At 40.9% G+C, this 17984-nt stretch carries 18 protein-coding genes and 1 pseudogene; 5 read left to right on the plus strand and 14 right to left on the minus strand.

Features of this window, described 5'->3' with window-relative positions; genetic code table 11:
• Window positions 1–430: 430 nt before the first annotated feature.
• On the minus strand, window positions 431–1318 hold the full coding sequence (locus tag ACM0OX_RS31410) for a shikimate dehydrogenase (RefSeq protein ID WP_414518892.1): 888 nt from the start codon (window positions 1316–1318) through the stop codon (window positions 431–433).
• Window positions 1319–1440: 122 nt separating this feature from the next.
• On the opposite strand from ACM0OX_RS31410, the gene ACM0OX_RS31415 reads away from it, so the two are divergent.
• Entirely contained in the window at window positions 1441–2367 is a 927-nt protein-coding gene (locus tag ACM0OX_RS31415; RefSeq protein ID WP_414518893.1) for an alpha/beta fold hydrolase, read from the plus strand.
• A gap of 157 nt (window positions 2368–2524) precedes the next feature.
• On the opposite strand, the gene ACM0OX_RS31420 is transcribed toward ACM0OX_RS31415, so the two are convergent.
• On the minus strand, window positions 2525–3244 hold the full coding sequence (locus ACM0OX_RS31420; protein WP_414518894.1) for a hypothetical protein: 720 nt from the start codon (window positions 3242–3244) through the stop codon (window positions 2525–2527).
• A gap of 676 nt (window positions 3245–3920) precedes the next feature.
• Window positions 3921–4475 (minus strand): annotated as a pseudogene (locus tag ACM0OX_RS31425) (aldo/keto reductase); the annotation flags it as partial.
• A gap of 71 nt (window positions 4476–4546) precedes the next feature.
• Here ACM0OX_RS31425 and ACM0OX_RS31430 point away from each other — a divergent pair.
• Both ACM0OX_RS31430 and ACM0OX_RS31435 read left to right on the plus strand, forming a co-directional pair.
• Window positions 4547–5146, plus strand: coding sequence for a DUF1802 family protein (locus ACM0OX_RS31430; RefSeq protein ID WP_414518895.1), 600 nt, complete (start codon window positions 4547–4549; stop codon window positions 5144–5146).
• A gap of 440 nt (window positions 5147–5586) precedes the next feature.
• Window positions 5587–5850, plus strand: a complete 264-nt coding sequence (locus tag ACM0OX_RS31435; protein WP_099101626.1) for a hypothetical protein — start codon at window positions 5587–5589, stop codon at window positions 5848–5850.
• 47 nt (window positions 5851–5897) lie between these two features.
• Here ACM0OX_RS31435 and ggt read toward each other — a convergent pair whose 3' ends face one another.
• Window positions 5898–7655 carry a gamma-glutamyltransferase gene (gene ggt / locus ACM0OX_RS31440; RefSeq protein WP_414518896.1) on the minus strand — a complete coding sequence of 586 codons (1758 nt, stop codon included), beginning with the start codon at window positions 7653–7655 and terminating at the stop codon, window positions 5898–5900.
• 100 nt (window positions 7656–7755) lie between these two features.
• Here ggt and ACM0OX_RS31445 point away from each other — a divergent pair, with 100 nt between their 5' ends.
• Together ACM0OX_RS31445 and ACM0OX_RS31450 are read left to right on the plus strand one after the other, a co-directional pair.
• The gene (locus ACM0OX_RS31445) at window positions 7756–8487 is read left to right on the plus strand and encodes a phytochelatin synthase family protein (RefSeq protein ID WP_414518897.1); all 732 of its coding nucleotides are present in this window, start codon (window positions 7756–7758) and stop codon (window positions 8485–8487) included.
• 64 nt (window positions 8488–8551) lie between these two features.
• Window positions 8552–9181, plus strand: a complete 630-nt coding sequence (locus tag ACM0OX_RS31450) for a Uma2 family endonuclease (RefSeq protein ID WP_414518898.1) — start codon at window positions 8552–8554, stop codon at window positions 9179–9181.
• 159 nt (window positions 9182–9340) lie between these two features.
• Here ACM0OX_RS31450 and ACM0OX_RS31455 read toward each other — a convergent pair whose 3' ends face one another.
• The 10 genes from ACM0OX_RS31455 to ACM0OX_RS31500 form a co-directional block, all read right to left on the minus strand.
• Entirely contained in the window at window positions 9341–10240 is a 900-nt protein-coding gene (locus ACM0OX_RS31455) for a glycine betaine ABC transporter substrate-binding protein (RefSeq protein WP_414518899.1), read from the minus strand.
• A complete protein-coding gene (locus ACM0OX_RS31460; RefSeq protein WP_334848533.1) occupies window positions 10240–10872 on the minus strand; it encodes an ABC transporter permease in 633 nt (210 codons plus the stop codon). The genes ACM0OX_RS31455 and ACM0OX_RS31460 overlap by 1 nt, the downstream gene beginning before the upstream one ends.
• Window positions 10869–11627 carry an ATP-binding cassette domain-containing protein gene (locus ACM0OX_RS31465; RefSeq protein WP_414518906.1) on the minus strand — a complete coding sequence of 253 codons (759 nt, stop codon included), beginning with the start codon at window positions 11625–11627 and terminating at the stop codon, window positions 10869–10871. The genes ACM0OX_RS31460 and ACM0OX_RS31465 overlap by 4 nt, the downstream gene beginning before the upstream one ends.
• 81 nt (window positions 11628–11708) lie before the next feature.
• Entirely contained in the window at window positions 11709–12647 is a 939-nt protein-coding gene (locus ACM0OX_RS31470; protein WP_414518900.1) for an ABC transporter permease, read from the minus strand.
• 75 nt (window positions 12648–12722) lie between these two features.
• On the minus strand, window positions 12723–13787 hold the full coding sequence (locus ACM0OX_RS31475) for an ABC transporter permease (RefSeq protein WP_414518907.1): 1065 nt from the start codon (window positions 13785–13787) through the stop codon (window positions 12723–12725).
• Window positions 13788–13885: 98 nt separating this feature from the next.
• Entirely contained in the window at window positions 13886–14170 is a 285-nt protein-coding gene (locus tag ACM0OX_RS31480) for a type II toxin-antitoxin system YafQ family toxin (RefSeq protein WP_414518901.1), read from the minus strand.
• Window positions 14167–14388, minus strand: a complete 222-nt coding sequence (locus tag ACM0OX_RS31485; protein WP_414518902.1) for a hypothetical protein — start codon at window positions 14386–14388, stop codon at window positions 14167–14169. Before ACM0OX_RS31485 ends, ACM0OX_RS31480 begins: the two co-directional genes overlap by 4 nt.
• 85 nt (window positions 14389–14473) lie before the next feature.
• Window positions 14474–15940 (minus strand): ABC transporter ATP-binding protein, encoded by a 1467-nt coding sequence (locus tag ACM0OX_RS31490; RefSeq protein ID WP_414518903.1) that lies wholly within the window; start codon window positions 15938–15940, stop codon window positions 14474–14476.
• A gap of 197 nt (window positions 15941–16137) precedes the next feature.
• Window positions 16138–17193 (minus strand): BMP family protein, encoded by a 1056-nt coding sequence (locus ACM0OX_RS31495; protein ID WP_414518904.1) that lies wholly within the window; start codon window positions 17191–17193, stop codon window positions 16138–16140.
• Window positions 17194–17385: 192 nt separating this feature from the next.
• The gene (locus ACM0OX_RS31500) at window positions 17386–17781 is read right to left on the minus strand and encodes a hypothetical protein (protein ID WP_414518905.1); all 396 of its coding nucleotides are present in this window, start codon (window positions 17779–17781) and stop codon (window positions 17386–17388) included.
• Between the last annotated feature and the right edge of the window lie 203 nt (window positions 17782–17984).

Genomic DNA, 17984 nt, shown 5'->3' on the forward strand with positions numbered 1-17984 from the left:
CCCTCTCCAATCAACTGCACAAAGTTTTTTCTTTCTTTGTATGAAACCACCCTGCCAACCCCCCTTTTTAAGGGGGGCAAAAAGCTCTCAAAGTCCCCCTTTTTAAGGGGGATTTAGGGGGATCAGATGATTTGTGTGTACACCGTAGCCTTGCAAAGGGGAGGGAACCGGAGATCCGATTTCCCCCCTTTGTAAGGCAGGGCTGTTTCATTCGATCTCTTAGGGATTTTGTCAAGAGTATGAGTCAGAAATTTGCTTGAGTGGGATAAAGAAAAATTACCACCTCAACCAGCAAATTTAAGTGCGTTCACCATTTTCTTGCCCAATCAGATTTTTTAGTCACCTGGTTTTTTTGGTTGAAACGCTTGTAAATCAGCGCCTTTTAGGGAATGAAACAGCCCTGGGGATTAAGGGGGGTAATTAAGTTTCATCACTCCACCAAACCCAGGTGATTTTGTAACGCTTGGCGCATCACTTCTACAGGCAAAGTTTCCAGATGCAACCAGATTTTTAATGCTGCTACCCCTTGTTGGACTAGCATTTCTAATCCATCGATCGCAATTGCGCCTTGTTTTTGTGCCTGCTGGAGAAATTGCGTTGGTTTAGGAATATATATTAAATCGTAAGCGATCGCACCCGTTGGTAAATTTGCGATTTCTTCTACACTCAAAGGCGATTCATCGACTTTGGGATACATCCCAATGGGAGTTGTATTTACCAGCAGATTTGCTTGGGGAATGAGCTTTGGTAATTCCTCCCATTGATGAACCTGGAATTTATCAGCTAGGGATGAATTGCTCCAACTATTGCGGAATTCTTCTAATCTCTGCATATTGCGCCCAACAACATGAATTTGGGCAAAACCTAACTGAGTACAACCTGCGACAACTGCTCTAGCTGCACCACCATTGCCTAAAATTACCGCTACTTTCTGACTCCAATCTTGTTTATATGTTGTCTGCAAAGGGGCGATAAATCCTTCTATATCTGTATTTGTGCCTACCCATTGGTTATTTTGGCGGCTAACAGTATTTACAGCTCCGATAGTTTGAGCCAGGGGTGTAATTTCTGAGAGTAAAGGGATGATTGCCTGTTTGTGGGGTATTGTCACACTAAAGCCGACAACCCCAACAGCAGCAAAACCTGCGATCGCCACCTCTAAATTCTGTGGTTCAATCGGAAAAGGCAGATAAACATAATCTAATCCTAATTGGGCGATTGCAGCATTATGCATCACTGGCGACAACGAATGTTCCACAGGATGTCCAATGACTCCTAGTAGTTTAGTTTTGCCTGTAATTAAATTTTCTTTTGTCATTTGTCATTTGTTATTTGTCATTGGCTTAGGAAAACTCTTCCCTAGTCCTCAGTCCTTAGTCGCCACTCCCCACTCTCGACTAGTTTACAATTATTAAAAGCTACTTAACATTTCTTTAAATCATGCAGGTAACTACAGCCTCCTCTACAACTCCAATCCCTGGCAAATATTGGCAGTGGCGCGGGCACAACGTTTACTATGTGCGTGCGGGAGAGAAACAAACCCAACGTCCGCCTTTGCTTTTGGTACATGGATTTGGTGCTTCTACAGACCACTGGCGCAAGAATATCACAGGATTGTGTCAAGATTTTGAAGTATTTGCGATCGACCTTTTGGGATTTGGGCGATCGGCAAAACCAAAATTGCAGTATAGTGGCGACTTGTGGCGCGACCAACTCCATGATTTTATCAGCGAAGTCATTGGTCAAAAAGCAGTATTAGCCGGTAATTCCCTTGGTGGTTATGCTTGTTTGTGTGTTGCAGCCCAACGTCCCGACAGTGCAGCTGGTTTAGTTTTGCTAAATAGTGCCGGGCCTTTTAGCGAAAGCCAGCCCACATCTGAACCGGAAGCTTTGCAAAGTGAAATTCAGCCACCCAAACAACCCTCTTCTTTAGAGAAACTCCTGGGTGACTCAGTTAAATGGATTTTTCAACAACCTTTAGCTCAGTTTGTGTTATTCCAATACGTTCGACAACGTTGGGTAATTCGCCAAACTTTAGAAAAGGTATATCTTGATAAAAGTGCAGTTACAAATCAATTGGTAGAAGAAATTTATCGTCCCGCTTTTGATCCGGGTGCATTGGATGTATTTGTTTCAGTTTTTAGCAGTCCTCAAGGGGAAAAAGTTGATGTACTATTAAAGCAATTAACTTGTTCTCTATTGATGTTATGGGGAGAAGCTGACCCTTGGATGAATGCTAGAGAACGTTCTCGAAAGTTTCGTCAATATTGCCCGGAATTGACAGAGCATTTTTTAACAGCAGGTCATTGTCCCCACGACGAAGTACCCGATAAAGTAAACCAACTTTTACGCGATTGGGTTTTGTAAAGGTTAATACAGTTCAGAATGAGCAACAAAACCCTCATGTAGAGACGCGATTTATCGCGTCTTGAAAAACCAATTATCCACACCAATAACCCTTAACCCAAGCGTATTGGATTAAAGGTTTGTAGTAAGCGGCTTCACCTGCTTACTACGAATAAGACTATTTAAAAACGTAAGATTTAATTTCTTGCTCTATTTGGTCACTAATAATTTCAGTTCCCATACCGATTTTATCGAGATTAACCCTCACAACATTTGTTTTATCTTCTTTTGTAAATTTTTTATCATTATCCGAGTCTTTGATAATTTTTAGAAAAATTGCATTTTGACCTGGAACAACAACCCAACTGATGATTCGAGTATTATTTGGGGTAATTTGCTGGAGGTTCTTACCTGATAAATCAGAAAGATAGCCAATTGTAGCATCTTCGCTATTAAGTTTTTTATCTATATTTGTGTCTTGGTCAATGATTTTATATAACCAAACTCTTTTATTGGGCTTATTTCCCGCTTTTACTTCCAATAAATCGAAGGAGGCGATAATGGCTTTTTTATTTAATAAAAGATGAGCTTCACTACCTTGCTTTTGATAAAAGATGATGTTATACAATTGATTATTTCTTTCCTTTTCATAAGAACGTGAAAGGTTTAAATCAACTCCTTTATCTTCATTCTGCTCTGCAAGACTAACAGGAATCATTAGATAATCTGATTGTTCTTTAATAATTAAATCGCCATAAATAAGATTTTGTTGTGGCTTCGGTTTCTCAGTTGCTTTTGCCTGTTCTGTATTTCTACTAACAGAAGACTTACAGGAAAAAGAAAGAGCAGCTACAATCATAGCTGTAGTAATCTTATTTAAAAAGCGATAATTTTTCATCAAATTCTCCTAGCAGGATATGTTGCTGTCCTATTTTATTCCCTGCTGGAAAATTAGCTAGAGTCCAATACGCTTCAATACAGTTTAGTTAAGACTAAAAACTATACTGATGTCGGTTGGGTTGAGGAACAAAACCCAACATTATCGAGACTTTGTTGAGTTGATCTGTCGCTCAACCCAACAAAACCCCATCGGTAATCCCTGCCGTACCGAGAAAATCATATTACAATAAAATACCAAAAACCTGGTCGAGGTTGACCAGGTTTTATCGAGTTTACAGGTTTCAAATTTTAAACTAATTAACTAACTGAAGGTTAATAACTAGGGTGGACTAAAAAACTAACAAACTCAGCATTCTTGCGTTTTTCCGCTTTAGGATTTGGCTTTGCCTTTTACATTAGGCTTTTTGCCACTTCTATCACATTTGATATGCTGAAACTTGCTTGGGCTGATGACAAGGGGACACGAAGTCATTTACCCTTTTTGTTTGGTTTTATTTTGTTTGGTGTCCTACTATTTAAGTTATCACTTAATTTGTGAGTTGCAACCCTTGGTTTACGAAAGTTGACGTTTTGTTAGATTTTGCAATCTAGAGCCATAAATTTGATCCCCAGCCCTCTTTTGAAGAAAGTTATAGGGATCTTGGATAGATTAAGCATAGTACCAAACTGCATTGTCATGAATTCCACATAATCTGATTATCATCTAGATGGTCGGTGACAATACGGCTAATGGCATCAATTTCTGCCAATTCGGCGGTAGAAAGCTTGATTTGGACGGCTAATGCATTGAAAGAGTGCTTGTTCGGGATAACGCCCTCCAGCAATGTCTGGCGACAAGCCGCTAAGACGCGTCTACGCATTTGTTTGAGGTTGAGCAATTAACCAGGCTAAAGCTAACTGAGCAAGGGTACAATTATTAAGAAAGACCATACCAGTTTTTATAGCGCTTGTTGGGCACGTTCAAAGTTTTCGCCTTGAAACAGTTTATTTTTAGCACGGTTATCTGTTAGGTCAAATTTATGACCGAGAGTAAATCTTCCTGTTAACAACCCCTGTGCTAAAGGCGAATAAGCAAGGATAGAAATATTGTTTTCGATACAATAGGGCAATGCATCTTGTTCTACCTGCCTCCAGAATAAAGAATAGGGTGGTTGTAAACTATCAATACGTCTATAACTTGCTGCTTCTGCTAACTGGACGCCAGAAAAATTGGAAACACCGATCGCTTTCCTAATTTATTGGCTTGGACAGGTTCATACTTTATCAGTCTTAGCTTCAAATTAAATCAGAGTTACAGTAGATGCCGATGGAATTGACTACAACTTTTCATGCTCTCAAAGAATGGGCAGTTGCCATAAATGCCTTGGAAAGTGGCAATACAATTATGTTGCTCCGCAAGGGCGGCATCCACGAACGAAATGGACATTTTCAAGTTGCCCACAAGCAAATTCTGCTTTACCCTACTTATGAACATCAACAAGCTTTCATGCTGAAAGCTGAATACGCCAATAATGTTTATCCAGTAACATCAGGCTGGCATCCTGAAACAGTTCGCATTGGTAGTTGGGCTGAAATTACAGATATTTTGCCAGTGAGTGACGAGTCTATTGTCAACACCTTACTTCCCTTCCATATTTGGAACGAGCATTTTATTAGCGATCGCCTCAAATGGAAAGCACGTCAACCCCTTTATATTCTGCTTCTGCGGACATATAAACTATCGCAAGAGCTAGAAATTCCCTATTATGCCAAATACGCTGGCTGCAAGTCATGGATTGATTTAGATCGATCGATTCACTTGGAAACAACACAACCAGTTTTATCTAACTTTGCATACAGCCAACTCGTAGAGACAATTCGCCAGATTGTCGGCGATAAGTTGTATGCTCCATCCTTCTAATAACCCAACTTGTTACCCAAATCCCCGACTTTTTAAAGAAGTCGGGGATTTAAATTTAGCTTATAGATAAGAGTGTTTAATCAACGGAACTTTATAACTAACTTATAGAATCTACGCTTATATCTCTCAGCAGAAAAACAAATAGTCTGATTGCAAGCCTCAGTCAAAATAGTAGTGATTGTTACACACGATCGCAAAAAACGCGGATAACATGGGAAAAATCTCACCTAATAAACAAGGTGAGGCAAAGCTGTTTATCTTTAATATTCCCTTTAGCAGCTGTCTTCCAGGCTATGAGTTGTTAAGCAATTATCCCGTAGTGGATAGAACTTAATTACATTTTGTCTAAAGTATTAGGCAAAAATTATCCCCAAGGGTGATAATTAGCTTGACAAAGATCAGCTATTATGCATCATTAGCTAAAAGCAAAGGAGTTTGCAATGCATCGACAAATGTGCTGGTTATCTAAGTCTGGTGGCGACGGAGAGAAAATTTTGTATTTGCAGACAGAACCCAACCAACCCTGGCGTCCTTACACAGCTTTTGGACATTTTGCAGTCCCAGATTATCAAATACCAGGTGGTTCTAAAGGTTGGGCAACTTATCAAAAACTTTTGAAAGCAGGTTGGACACTAGTACCTAGCGCACGGGCAAACGAGTTTGGTAGCAACAGCTACGCAGAGTCAACAATCCAAAATCAATAGTTATTAGTCATTTGTCATTAGTTATTTTTTGCGTCTTTGCCTCTCCCTCACAAACCTCTGGGGGAACCTTCACCGCGAGGATCGGCGGCTCCTTCTAAAGTTCCATCAGATGTAACAGCGATCGCGTTACCATTACCCCAAGGAGTAGTTTCCTTAATTTTGTGCCCCCGACGGCGTAAGTCTTGCAAAGTCAGAGCATCCAAGCCCCAAGATTCAACGCGCAACTCATCTGGCAGCCATTGATGATGTATGCGTGGAACAGAAATAGCCGCACCAACATCCATGTTGTATTCCAGCACATTCAGGATTACTTGCAAAACCTGGGTGATGATGGTGCTACCACCAGGCGCGCCTGCTGCCATCCGAAAATGACCATTTTCTGTGACAATTGTGGGAGTCATACTGGATAGAGGAGTTTTGCGGGGTGCAATACTGTTGGCATCATTACCAACCAAACCAAAAGCATTAGGCACTCCTGGCGCAGCGGCAAAATCATCCATCTCATTGTTGAGAACAATTCCAGTTCCCGGTGTCACAATACCAGCACCAAAAATGAGGTTAATCGTGAAAGTCAGACTTACGGCGTTGTGTTGTTCATCCACAACAGTCAGATGAGTGGTTTGGGGAGATTCATGCGGAAGACAAGGGGATGAGGGAAGACGCAGACATTTTGAATTTAAATCTACTGGCTTGACTTCGGTGGAGGGTCGAGCCATTTGCATATTAATTTCTTGGCGGCGTTTTTTGGCGTAAGCTGGACTGAGCAGTTGTTGTACGGGGACTTTGACAAAATCAGGATCGCCTAAATATTTTGAGCGATCGCTATAAGCAATCTTCATTGCTTCTACCATTAAATGTATCGCGTCTGGATGATGCCATCCCAAAGATTTGAGATCGGTGTCACCGATAATATTTAAAATCTGCAATAGGTGAACGCCTCCTGATGATGGTGGTGGCATTGAGCAAATTTTAGCTTTGCGGAAATTGCCACAAACAGGAGTGCGCCAGATTGGTTTGTAGGCTTTCAGGTCTTCGAGAGTAATTAAACCACCATTTTTTACCATATCAGAAGCGATCGCACGAGCAATACTTCCGGTGTAAAAACTTTGGGGATTTTCGGCAATTGCTGTTAAGGTGCGTGCCAAATCGCGCTGCACTAGCTTCTCGCCTGGTTGGTAAAATTCACCCTTGCGAGTGAAAATTTCCCGCGCGGCGGGATTGTTGAGAACTACTTGCTTGCGGGGATCGTTTGCTTGCAGAGAACGCCAAGTTACCATATCGCTAAGAATAAAACCATCTTTAGCGAGTGCGATCGCAGGTTTCATTACCTCTTGCCAAGAAAGCTTACCATAGCGATGATGCACTTCATAAAGTCCCGCTACCGTTCCTGGTGTCGCTACTGCCAAATACCCATTAATACTTGCATTGGGACGCACTTTTCCTTCTGCTTCTAGATACATATTTCTTGTAGCTTTCAGGGGTGCGCGTTCGCGGAAATCTAACGCTTTCATATCGCCAGTTTTCTCAGAGTGCATCAGTAAAAATCCGCCGCCACCGATTCCCGCTGAAAAAGGCTCAACTACAGAAAGTGCAAAGGTTGTGGCTACAGCTGCATCCACTGCATTACCCCCTTTGCGTAACATCAAAATTCCCGCTTCACTTGCTAGGGGATGGGCTGAAACCACCATTCCCTTCTTGCTGCGTAAAGGTAAAGTTAAGGCGGCTGATGCGACTTGGCTGTAAAGTAAGACAGTGAAAGAAAAGATTGCGCTGGCAACTCGCTTGGGTTTAGCAACAGTAAGCATTTTTATACAATTTCTCCTAAAATTTTATATTTGTCTAGCATCATGGTGTGAGATTATTAATACAAGCTGATTTGAAAATTTTACATTACTTATAAATCCTATGTTGCGAAAAATAAGTAAAACATTTTTTAAAGCTTTAACTATTGGATTATTTATCTCTAGTGGAAGCGTTTTTTCTCAAACATTACCGCTATCCTCTAATTTAGTTGGTTTTAATACACCTGAAGGTGAAAAATTATTATTTGAGAGTAAGTCCAATGAAGACTTCTTTCCGTTGAGTATGCAATTTACCACTCAAAATAATCAGGCATATTGTGGTGTTGCTAGTATGGTTATGGTACTGAATAGTCTAAAAATTCCAGCACCAGAAGTACCACAATACAAGCCATATCGAGTATTTACTCAAGAAAACTTTTTTAGTAATGATAATACAAAAAAAGTGCTAACTCCCGAAGCTGTGTCTCGCGAAGGTATGACTCTAGATCAGTTAGGGCAATTACTAGCTAGTTATGGCGTTAAAGTTAATGTTTACCACGCTGCCGACACTAGTTTAGAAGAGTTCCGCAAACAAGCAGCAGAAAATTTAAAACAACCGCAAAATTTTATTTTAGTAAACTATTTACGCAAAGAAATTGGTCAAGAGAAAGGCGGACATATTTCTCCTGTAGCAGCATATAACGAGCAAACAGATAGATTTTTAATTCTTGATGTTTCTCGTTACAAGTATCCACCAGTTTGGGTAAAAACAACAGACTTATGGAAAGCAATGCTGACAAATGATTCCGCATCAAAGAAGAGCCGTGGCTTTGTATTTGTAAGCAAAAACCTTTGATTAACAATCTGTTCATTGGATTTATCAATCCTGCGATCGCCAATATCTAAAATATGAGCTAATTATGGATACCGTAATTACACCAGAAAGAATCGAGTTACCACCTGGCGCGGTGTTGAAGCTTTTGGGAGATTGGAAAGACTATCAAGTATTGAGTCAGCAACTAGGCGATCGCTCCTCACCTCGCATTAAATATCGCAGAGGAGAAATTTTGCTAATGGCACCGCTACCAGAGCATGGAAGAGATGCGAGTTTATTGGCAGATATTGCTAAGGTTTTGCTGGATTATTTAAACCGCATATACGAGTCATTTACGCCCATCACCATGAGCTTGCCAGAGGTTAGCGGTATTGAACCAGACTTTTGCTTTTACATTGAAAATTGCAGAGCAGTAGTAGGGAAAAAAAGAATTGATTGGGAGTCAGATCCACCACCAGATTTAGCAATTGAAATAGATGTCACAAGCTACACTGATATTAATGATTACTTGCCTTATCGAGTGCCAGAAGTTTGGATATTAAAGAGTAATCGGTTATTAATTTATCGATTGCAGGGAGAAAGTTATGTGCTTACAGAAAGCAACTACTTTCCTAACGTCAGAGAAATTGTGCAGCAATGTCTCCAAATGGCCAATGAGCAAACAACAAGTGAAGTCATTAGGTGGTTAAAGAACTATTTGCATGGACAACAGTAGTACAATGTCTAACCTAGTTTTAAAAGTTTGTAGTAAGCACTTTAGTGCTTAAAGGATAAGGACTAAAGTCCTTACTACGAACAATTTAAACTTGACAGGCTAGTAGGGTGCGTTACACTAACCCTTAATTACGAATTACGAATTACGAATTACGAATTATTATAATCCCTTCGATTTCCGAAACTCCTGGACAACATCTTTAACATCACGTAATTCACCTTCAACTAAATAGTTTAACTGTCGCATTTCATCTGCCGAAATCTTTCCAGCCAGGGAAGCGATCGCAGTTCTTAATTCGGGATATTTTTTTAATATTTCTTGTCGGACAATAGGCACTGTTTCGTAAGGTGGAAAATAATGTTTATCATCCTTGAGTACAACTAAACCCAAGCGAGAAATTTGCCCGTCAGTGGAATTACCCGCCACCATATCCACTTGTTTTTGAATCAAAGCACGATATATTAAACCCAAGTCCATGATTTGCGGAGATTTAGCAAAACGTAAATCGTAAGTTTTCGCTAATCCGGGAAAACCATCTTCTCGTTCTAAAAATTCGTAACCGAAACCGCCACGCCACTGCGGTGTATATTGAGTAGCTTGGGAGAGAGTTTGAATATTGTTGCGTTTGGCATCTTCACCCCGAATAATCATCGCAAAAGTGTTTTCAAAACCCAAGCTTGGCATCACTTCCAAATTGAACTGCTGGGAGTATGCTTGTTTTAACTTCTCATAAACTTCTTTCGGATCGTTAACTGCTTTTTGCTTTAAAATTGCAGTAAAAGATGTCCCTGTATACTCAATATAAGCATCAATTTTACTAGCAATAATAGCACTATGACAAACAAAAGAACCACCCAAACGGGGACGACGAGCTACTTTTAAATTAGTTGTCGCCTCAATTTGCTGCGCTAACAATTCACCTAAAATATCTTGTTCGGTAAAATCTTTGGAAGCAACAATAATATTGCCACCGTTATTACTATTTAAATTCGGCGCACAGCCAACAATTACCAATAACAAGGCAAAACTTAAAAAGCAAAGCGTGAAAAATCTTTTCATTAACTTTTAATTTTTAATTTATTCTCCATCCAGCCAATTGCAAAGTCAGCTAATAATGCAATTACCGCTGCCGGAACTGCACCAGCTAAAATTAACTGATCGTTTACTACTGATATACCGCGAAAAATAAATACTCCCAAACCACCAGCCCCAATTGCGGCGGCAATAGTTGCAATACCAATGGCGATTACCGTTGCGACTCGTACACCTGCCAAAATTACTCCCATTGCCAAGGGAATCTCAACTTGTAATAATAATTGTCTATCTGTCATTCCCATACCTCTCCCAGCTTCCCGAATTGCTGGATCGACGCTAGTAATACCTGTGTAAGTGTTACGAATTATCGGCAGCAAGGAATATACAGTCAGGGCAACAATTGCTGGTACTGCACCAATTCCGCCAATTATCGGAACAGGAATAAGTAAACCAAACAGTGCCAAGCTGGGAATAGTTTGAAAAATATTTGCTATGCCGAGAATTGGCTGGCGGAGATAGGTTTTACGTGTAATTAAAATACCTAATGGAATGCCTACAAGTATGGCGATTCCGATCGCGATACCTACTAAAAATAGATGTTCGAGTGTATGCTGAAGAATTTCTGGGGCATACTTAACCAAGAAGAAATTTTTCATAAAGTATCTTGCAAAGAACGCAGACATTGCAGAAAGGCGAGGCTTTCTGGGTGTTGCGATCGCATAAATTCATCTTTCGTCCCCAATACTACCAATTCTCCGCCATACATTAAACCAATTCTCGATGCCAATACTAAGGCTTCTTGAATATCGTGGGTGACAAACACAACAGTTTTACCTAACTCTTGCTGCAAATGCCGAAACTCTTGTTGCAGTTCTAGCCGCGTAATTGGATCGAGTGCGCCAAAGGGTTCATCCATCAACAACACTGGCGGATCTGCTGCTAAAGCCCTAGCCACACCAACTCTTTGCCTTTGTCCTCCTGAAAGTTCGTGCGGGTAACGCCCGGCAAATTGTGCTGGTTCTAAGCCTACCAGTTGCAACAATTCATAAACCCGGATTTTAATTTGTTTCGGTTGCCAACCTTCTAAAGACGGGACTAAACCCACATTGCGTTCGACAGTGAAATGGGGAAATAAACCAATTTCTTGAATGACGTAACCAATTTTTCGCCGCAGTTTAATTTCATCCCATTCAGTTGTGGAAATGCCATCAAATAAAACTTCGCCTTGTGTAGGTGTGAATAGGCGATTAATTAACTTCATTGTCGTGGTTTTGCCGCTACCACTGCGCCCAAGTAATACCAGTGCTTCTCCTTGACGGATGCTGAAATTGAGATTTGACACCATTGGGCGATGGTTGCGGCTAAAGGTGACATCGCGGAATTCGATGGCGGTTTGGTTATTTTGCGGCATGAGTGGCTTTTGGGGGACGCTAGCTATTGTATTATGTGCTGATTTTGCTAGCGTGCTAACGCCCATTTGCTTTTCCCAAAATTAATCTGAGTGACGATCTTCTCCAAAGTAGGGAGTACCTAAAGCTTTCGGGGGTGTAGATTTTCCTGCTAATCCCACTAATGCCAATAGAGCGATCGCATAAGGTAGCATGACTAAAAATTGGTAAGGAATATTTACCCCTAATGCCTGAATTCGCAGTTGTAAAGCTTCTGTAGCCCCAAACAGCAAACAAGCCAAAGCACTACCTACAGGATGCCATCTACCAAAAATTAATGCTGCGATCGCAATAAATCCCTTACCAGCACTCATCCCCTCGGCAAAAAATCTTACTTGTACCAGAGTTAAATAAGCACCTCCTAAACTCGCAAGACAGCCACTAATCACCACAGCGATATAACGGACAAATGGTACGGAAATTCCAGCCGTGTCAGCAGCTTTCGGAGATTCACCTACTGCCCGCAATGTCAGCCCAAAGCTAGTTTTAAATAAAATGTATGTAGTTAAAATAACTAAAATAAATAATAAATATACTAAAAAATCTTGCTGAAATAGTAGCGGCCCGATCAGGGGAATATTGGCTAAACCAGGAATCATAATTACCCCAATTCCAGGTAACTGCTGTGTACTACTGCCACTAAACACTAATCGAGCTAAAAATGATGTTAATCCAGCGGCAACGAGGTTAATTGCTAGGCCAGATACCAATTGATCGACACGCAAAGTTACACATAAAACAGCATGGAGTAGTCCGACTAATCCCCCCGCAATCAAGGAAGCGAGGATACCAAGCCAGGGATTGCCTGTGTAGAAAGTAGCCGCAGCACTAGTAAAAGCGCCTGTCAGCAACATTCCTTCTAAGGCGATATTTAACACCCCGGATCGTTCCGAGTACAATCCTCCAAGGGCTGCAAATGCTAGGGGGACGGCTAGACGTAAGGTAGCTATTAAGTAATCAGAGAAGAAGTTGAGATTATTCATGGAGTTATTTTTTAACGCAGAGGTTCGCAGAGGGAAGCGCAAAGTATCGCAGAGTTTTCTTTGTGTTCCTCTGCGTTAAACCTTTGCGTCCCTTTGCGTTTTTACTCTTATTTCTCTTTCGACTGCGAAACTGATAGCGATAAATAACACCATAAACCCCTGGATTGCGTAAACTACAGTTACAGGCACACCTGCACTACGCTGCATCACATTTGCCCCACTGCGAAGGGCTGCAAAAAACAAAGAAGTTAATACTACACCGACAACACTACCACGACTTAAAAAAGCGATCGCAATGGCATCAAATCCATAACCTGGTGAAACTTGTTCAAATAGCCGATATTTTAACCCCATCACCTCACAACTTCCAGCCAACCCAGCTAAACCACCCGCAGCAGCCATCACCAGCATAATGGTACGTTCAACAGATATGTGGGCATAACGGGCGGCAATCGGGTTAAATCCGACTGCTGTAATTTGATAACCTAATGGCGATCGCACTAACAATACCCATAAAATACCTGCGGCAATTAAAGCGAATAAAATCCCAGCATGGGCGAGGCTTTGGGGTAATATAATCGGCAAGCGGGATGTTTTGGCAATTAATGGCGAATAAGGACTAGGCGCACCTGTGGCCATTAATGGATTTTGGACGAGGTAGCTAACTAAATTCACAGCGATATAGTTGAGCAACAATGTAGTAATTACCTCATTCACTCCACGTATGGCTTTGAGATAACCAGGAATCCAACCCCAAACTGCACCAAAGAAAAATCCTGCCAAAAGCGCTAAGGGGATATGAATCACCGCAGGTAATCCTTGCACATATAACCCAATTAAAGTACTTCCCAACGCACCCAGATAAATTTGTCCTTCTCCACCGATATTAAATTGCCCAGCCCGCAACGCCACTAATACGCCTAAACTAGCGAATAATAGCGGTGTCATTTTGGTGAGGGTGTTACCAAATCCAAAGTAGGTAGAGAGAGATTCTTGAAATAAGATGCTGTATGCAGTGATGGGATTTGCCCCAGCAATTAGCATGAGGATAGCACCGACGATGAGAGCGGAGGCAATCGCAATTAACGGTGATAGTATGGGCAGCAATCTAGGATGAATTCGATTAATTAGTGTCAGCACGAGCCTAACCCAATAGAACGCTTGCACTGAAGCATAACTGGGAACAGAGAAAATTGCATTTTGAAACTTTCCTAAAGCGATCGCTTTCTCTGCATTTCTCAATAAACCTCATCATGAGTGCCAATATCGATTAGCACGATCGTATCTTCAGCCTCATCAGGATTGGGCTGAAACGTGTAGATAATACGGCAATCATACTCTACCCAACAAGCCCATAAACCCTCTAAATCACCTTTTAACTTATGTGATTTTAAAGTAGGTGTAAATGGATCGGTTACAAGTAATTCCAAAACTTCAAAAATTGCTTCTTCTAAGCGAGGCTTTTTACGAATAAGTCGTTTAAAAGCACGCTTAAAGCTACTATCCCAAACAAGAACTCTCATCCTTCACTTAGCAAATCAGCCCGCAGATCCTCGATATTACCATGCTTGGCTGTACCTGTTTTAATTGCTTTCAGGGTTTGTGCAGCATTTGCCGCAATTTCTTTACGCCGTTGTTCAATGCGTCTTTTAGAAATTAGTTCGAGTAGTAAATCTTGCTCTTCGGTTGACAGAGCCTCTACATATTCAATGACTGTCTGAAAAGATAGAGAGTTGCTCATCAGCAATATTGATATCTTTGAACAATTAGGCACTTTCTCATTTTATTGCATTTCTCGATCGCAATGGGCATAAAATAATTCCTAATTAATTAATTCCCCCAGCCATTAATAAACCAATTTCTTCCACCTTTGCCGTGGCTGCATCCAAAATAGCCACAAACTCACCTCTGTAGATTACAGCAATGCGATCGCTCATTGCCATCACTTCTTCCAACTCAGTAGAAATATACAAAATTGCCGCACCGCGATCGCGTTCTGCTAAGATTCGAGACTGAACGGCTACTGTCGCACCCACATCTAACCCCCTTGTGGGTTGCATGGCGATAATTAAAGCTGGTGTTTGCGCCAGTTCTCTCGCTAACACCACTTTTTGTTGATTTCCTCCCGAAAGCTGACTTACCTTGATATCAATCCCATTCGCCCGAATGTCAAACTCTTGCATTGCAGCTTGGGCACGATTTGCGATCGCTTCTTGTTGTAACAAAAAACGGTGACAAAACGGCAGATATTTAAAAGCTTTTAAAATCAAATTTTGGGCGATGCTAAATTGCAACACCAATCCCATTGTCTGCCTATCTTCTGGGATGTAGCCCACTAAAGAATCTTTGTGCGTAAACTCAATTTTACCCTGCTTAATAGTCCGTACAAGAGCGATCGCATCAGCTAATTCTCGCTGTCCATTACCATCGACACCAGCAATTCCTAAAATTTCTCCCGCCCGCAGTTCAAAAGAGACATTATTTACAGCCAGAATATTTCTTTCATCAGCAACTTGCAAATTTTGCACTGATAGGATGATTTCTCCTGGTAATGTAGGACTTTTATTTAACTGTAAAGCTACCTCCCGTCCTACCATCAATGTTGCTAACTGCTGAGGTGTCGCCGCTTCAGTTGATGTTGTTGCTACTACCTTTCCCTGGCGCAAAACTGTGACTGAATCACAGAGATTCATTACCTCTTCTAATTTATGACTGATAAAAATAATTGTGTTACCTGCGGCTGCCAATTGGCGCAAGATAGCAATTAATGATTCTACTTCTGGCGGTGTCAAAACTGCTGTAGGTTCATCAAGAATCAACAACTTTGCTCGACGGTAGAGAACTTTGAGAATTTCTACCCGTTGTTGTGCCCCAACAGATAAATTTTCAACTTTGGCAGTGGGGTCAATTTCTAATCCATAAGCTTGGGATAAGGCGGCGATTTCTTGCTGTTTATCTTGTAGATTCAGCCGCCAAGTTTTCTCCATCCCTAAGATGATATTTTCTGTGACAGTAAGTTTCGGTACAAGCATGAAGTGTTGGTAAATCATGCCAATACCTAATTTAATTGCCTCATTTGGTGAAGTGATTTTGATTGGTTGTTCTTGGAGATAAATCTCGCCAGCATCAGGTTGATAGAGTCCACTAATAATATTCATTAAAGTACTCTTACCCGCGCCATTTTCGCCTAGTATTGCATGGATGGTTCCAGATGTAACGGAGAGATTGATATTATCGTTAGCAATAAAAGACCCAAAGCGTTTAGTAATATTGTTTAAGCGTAAATAGTTCATGCTCACAAAACTGATAGCTTGTTGAGGACTGTAGTATACCTCTTGCAAAAATCCCTAACACCCCACCCCCACCCCCTCGTCTTGCCCCCATTGTAGAGACGCGATTCATCGCGTCTAAAATACTGGCCAGAAAGACGCGATAAATCGCCGTCTCTACAAAGACAATTATTCCTGTTTTTTAATATAGTCTGCTCAACCTATGTTGTTGCTTTCTTCACGCAGCGCGTATCCTTCCCAGCCTCTTTGCAGTCTTCAAAAACGATTTTTTTACTAACAATTTCTTGCTTTGCATTCAATACCTTTTGCTTAACTACTTCCGGTATGATTGCTCCAAATTTCCCTAAAAATAAGATATCTGTTCTTTCTAAACCAATTGTATATATTTGTCCTTTGATTTGTTTCTGTTTGGCTAATTCTGCTATATAAACTATGGCTAAATCTAAGCGTTTGACAGCACTGGTTAAAACAGCTTTTGGTGCAACATCTAATTGATCATTGGTGTTACCAAAAGCATATACTCCTTTTTCACCTGCTGTTTGTAAAACTGCGGCTGAGGCATTATCTAACCATTGATAGATGACATCAGCCCCGGAAGAAATTAATGCCAAAGTCGCTTCCTTAGCTTTGGCAACATCATTCCAATCACCTGTAAAAGTAGAAGTAATTTGGATATTTGGTTTAACAGACTTTGCCCCTAATTCAAATCCCCGCAGTTCTCCTTCGGTAGCGGGAAACTTCTCTCCAGCAATATAAGCTAATTTATTAGATTTAGTCACAGAAGCACCGATAATGCCACACAAATAACTAGCTTGTAAGTGATCTATTCGTAAAGAAGCAATATTCTCACCCTTGAGATTACCATTGACTCCGACAAAAAACGTGTTGGGAAATTGTGAAGCGACTTGTTCAATTGCGGCATCAAATTGTCCGCCATGCGCGAAGATGAGATTGTAGCCTTTACGAGCAAAATCTGTTAATACTTCTGTTTGATCTGCTTGTGCGACTTTTTCGACATAAGCGGTTTCTGCACCTAGCTTTTGTTTTGCTAAATTGATTCCTTCATAACCAGATTGATTCCAGCCTTTATCGGTAATCACTCCAGGGAGAGCGATCGCTATTTTAAACCCTTCAGTACTACCCGTTGTTGTGGCTGTTGGTGTCGTCTGATTACTACAAGCTTGCAGCAGTAAGCTTGCACCAAACCCTGCTGAACCCAGCAAGATAAATTCACGCCGACTAAAGTTTGTTGTCATACCTCGCCTTCAGATAGCTATTTGAGTTATTTCAACACTCTAAAGTCGGAGGTGGTACTTTGGAAACAATTTTTCCCGGATTTATTAAAGACGCGATAAATCGCCGTCTCTACAAAAGACTAATTGTTGTAGAGACGGCGATTCATCGCGTCTCTTGTCTTAACCGAACAGTATTGTCCCTACTCCTGCATTTTATGCAGTTTTAGCATTTTCATCAGATGCTTGTTCTGCAACATTTTTCAAGCGGCTCGATCTGATTTTGCGGATGCGATCGCTATAGCGAACACCACCCGCCATTTCATATTCGCGGCTGTCTTTGCCGTACTTGATTGCAACCACCATCAGCATTTTTTCTGAAAGCTGACTCAAATTTTTTTCCATCTCTTCAATTTCAGTTTTAGAAGAGTCAACTACAGACAGAGCAGTATTATAAACATCAATTTTGTTGCGTAACTGGTCGATTGACTCAACTAATTTTTCTAGACTATAATCTTCATCAAATTTGACGCTTGGAACAATCGATTTTAGTCCGGCGGATCTTAACTGAGCTTTTTCTAAAGTACGGGATGTGCGTTTTTTACGAGACATAAAATTACTCCTTTAAGATGCTCCTAGAGCTAGCTTGCCTCAATTAAACTGCGTTCCGGTTCAGTAAAACTCGCAATTTTTTTACTAAATTTTTGGACTAATACCAGTAATTTTTCGTAATTTAATTACTAAATTTTGTATTTATAAGCTCCCATAAGTTCTGTAGCTACTCCCATAAGTTCTGTAGCTACTCCCATAAGTTC

This window comes from Nostoc sp. PCC 9305, assembly GCF_963920915.1.
GTDB lineage: Bacteria > Cyanobacteriota > Cyanobacteriia > Cyanobacteriales > Nostocaceae > Nostoc.

What these genes read in the sequence shown, in the direction of transcription:
- ACM0OX_RS31410 (WP_414518892.1), bottom strand. Translation starts at nt 1,318, where the DNA reads ATGACAAAAGAAAATTTAATTACAGGCAAAACTAAACTACTAGGAGTC.
- ACM0OX_RS31415 (WP_414518893.1), top strand. Translation starts at nt 1,441, where the DNA reads ATGCAGGTAACTACAGCCTCCTCTACAACTCCAATCCCTGGCAAATAT.
- ACM0OX_RS31420 (WP_414518894.1), bottom strand. Translation starts at nt 3,244, where the DNA reads ATGAAAAATTATCGCTTTTTAAATAAGATTACTACAGCTATGATTGTA.
- ACM0OX_RS31430 (WP_414518895.1), top strand. Translation starts at nt 4,547, where the DNA reads ATGCCGATGGAATTGACTACAACTTTTCATGCTCTCAAAGAATGGGCA.
- ACM0OX_RS31435 (WP_099101626.1), top strand. Translation starts at nt 5,587, where the DNA reads ATGCATCGACAAATGTGCTGGTTATCTAAGTCTGGTGGCGACGGAGAG.
- ggt (WP_414518896.1), bottom strand. Translation starts at nt 7,655, where the DNA reads ATGCTTACTGTTGCTAAACCCAAGCGAGTTGCCAGCGCAATCTTTTCT.
- ACM0OX_RS31445 (WP_414518897.1), top strand. Translation starts at nt 7,756, where the DNA reads ATGTTGCGAAAAATAAGTAAAACATTTTTTAAAGCTTTAACTATTGGA.
- ACM0OX_RS31450 (WP_414518898.1), top strand. Translation starts at nt 8,552, where the DNA reads ATGGATACCGTAATTACACCAGAAAGAATCGAGTTACCACCTGGCGCG.
- ACM0OX_RS31455 (WP_414518899.1), bottom strand. Translation starts at nt 10,240, where the DNA reads ATGAAAAGATTTTTCACGCTTTGCTTTTTAAGTTTTGCCTTGTTATTG.
- ACM0OX_RS31460 (WP_334848533.1), bottom strand. Translation starts at nt 10,872, where the DNA reads ATGAAAAATTTCTTCTTGGTTAAGTATGCCCCAGAAATTCTTCAGCAT.
- ACM0OX_RS31465 (WP_414518906.1), bottom strand. Translation starts at nt 11,627, where the DNA reads ATGCCGCAAAATAACCAAACCGCCATCGAATTCCGCGATGTCACCTTT.
- ACM0OX_RS31470 (WP_414518900.1), bottom strand. Translation starts at nt 12,647, where the DNA reads ATGAATAATCTCAACTTCTTCTCTGATTACTTAATAGCTACCTTACGT.
- ACM0OX_RS31480 (WP_414518901.1), bottom strand. Translation starts at nt 14,170, where the DNA reads ATGAGAGTTCTTGTTTGGGATAGTAGCTTTAAGCGTGCTTTTAAACGA.
- ACM0OX_RS31485 (WP_414518902.1), bottom strand. Translation starts at nt 14,388, where the DNA reads ATGAGCAACTCTCTATCTTTTCAGACAGTCATTGAATATGTAGAGGCT.
- ACM0OX_RS31490 (WP_414518903.1), bottom strand. Translation starts at nt 15,940, where the DNA reads ATGAACTATTTACGCTTAAACAATATTACTAAACGCTTTGGGTCTTTT.
- ACM0OX_RS31495 (WP_414518904.1), bottom strand. Translation starts at nt 17,193, where the DNA reads ATGACAACAAACTTTAGTCGGCGTGAATTTATCTTGCTGGGTTCAGCA.
- ACM0OX_RS31500 (WP_414518905.1), bottom strand. Translation starts at nt 17,781, where the DNA reads ATGTCTCGTAAAAAACGCACATCCCGTACTTTAGAAAAAGCTCAGTTA.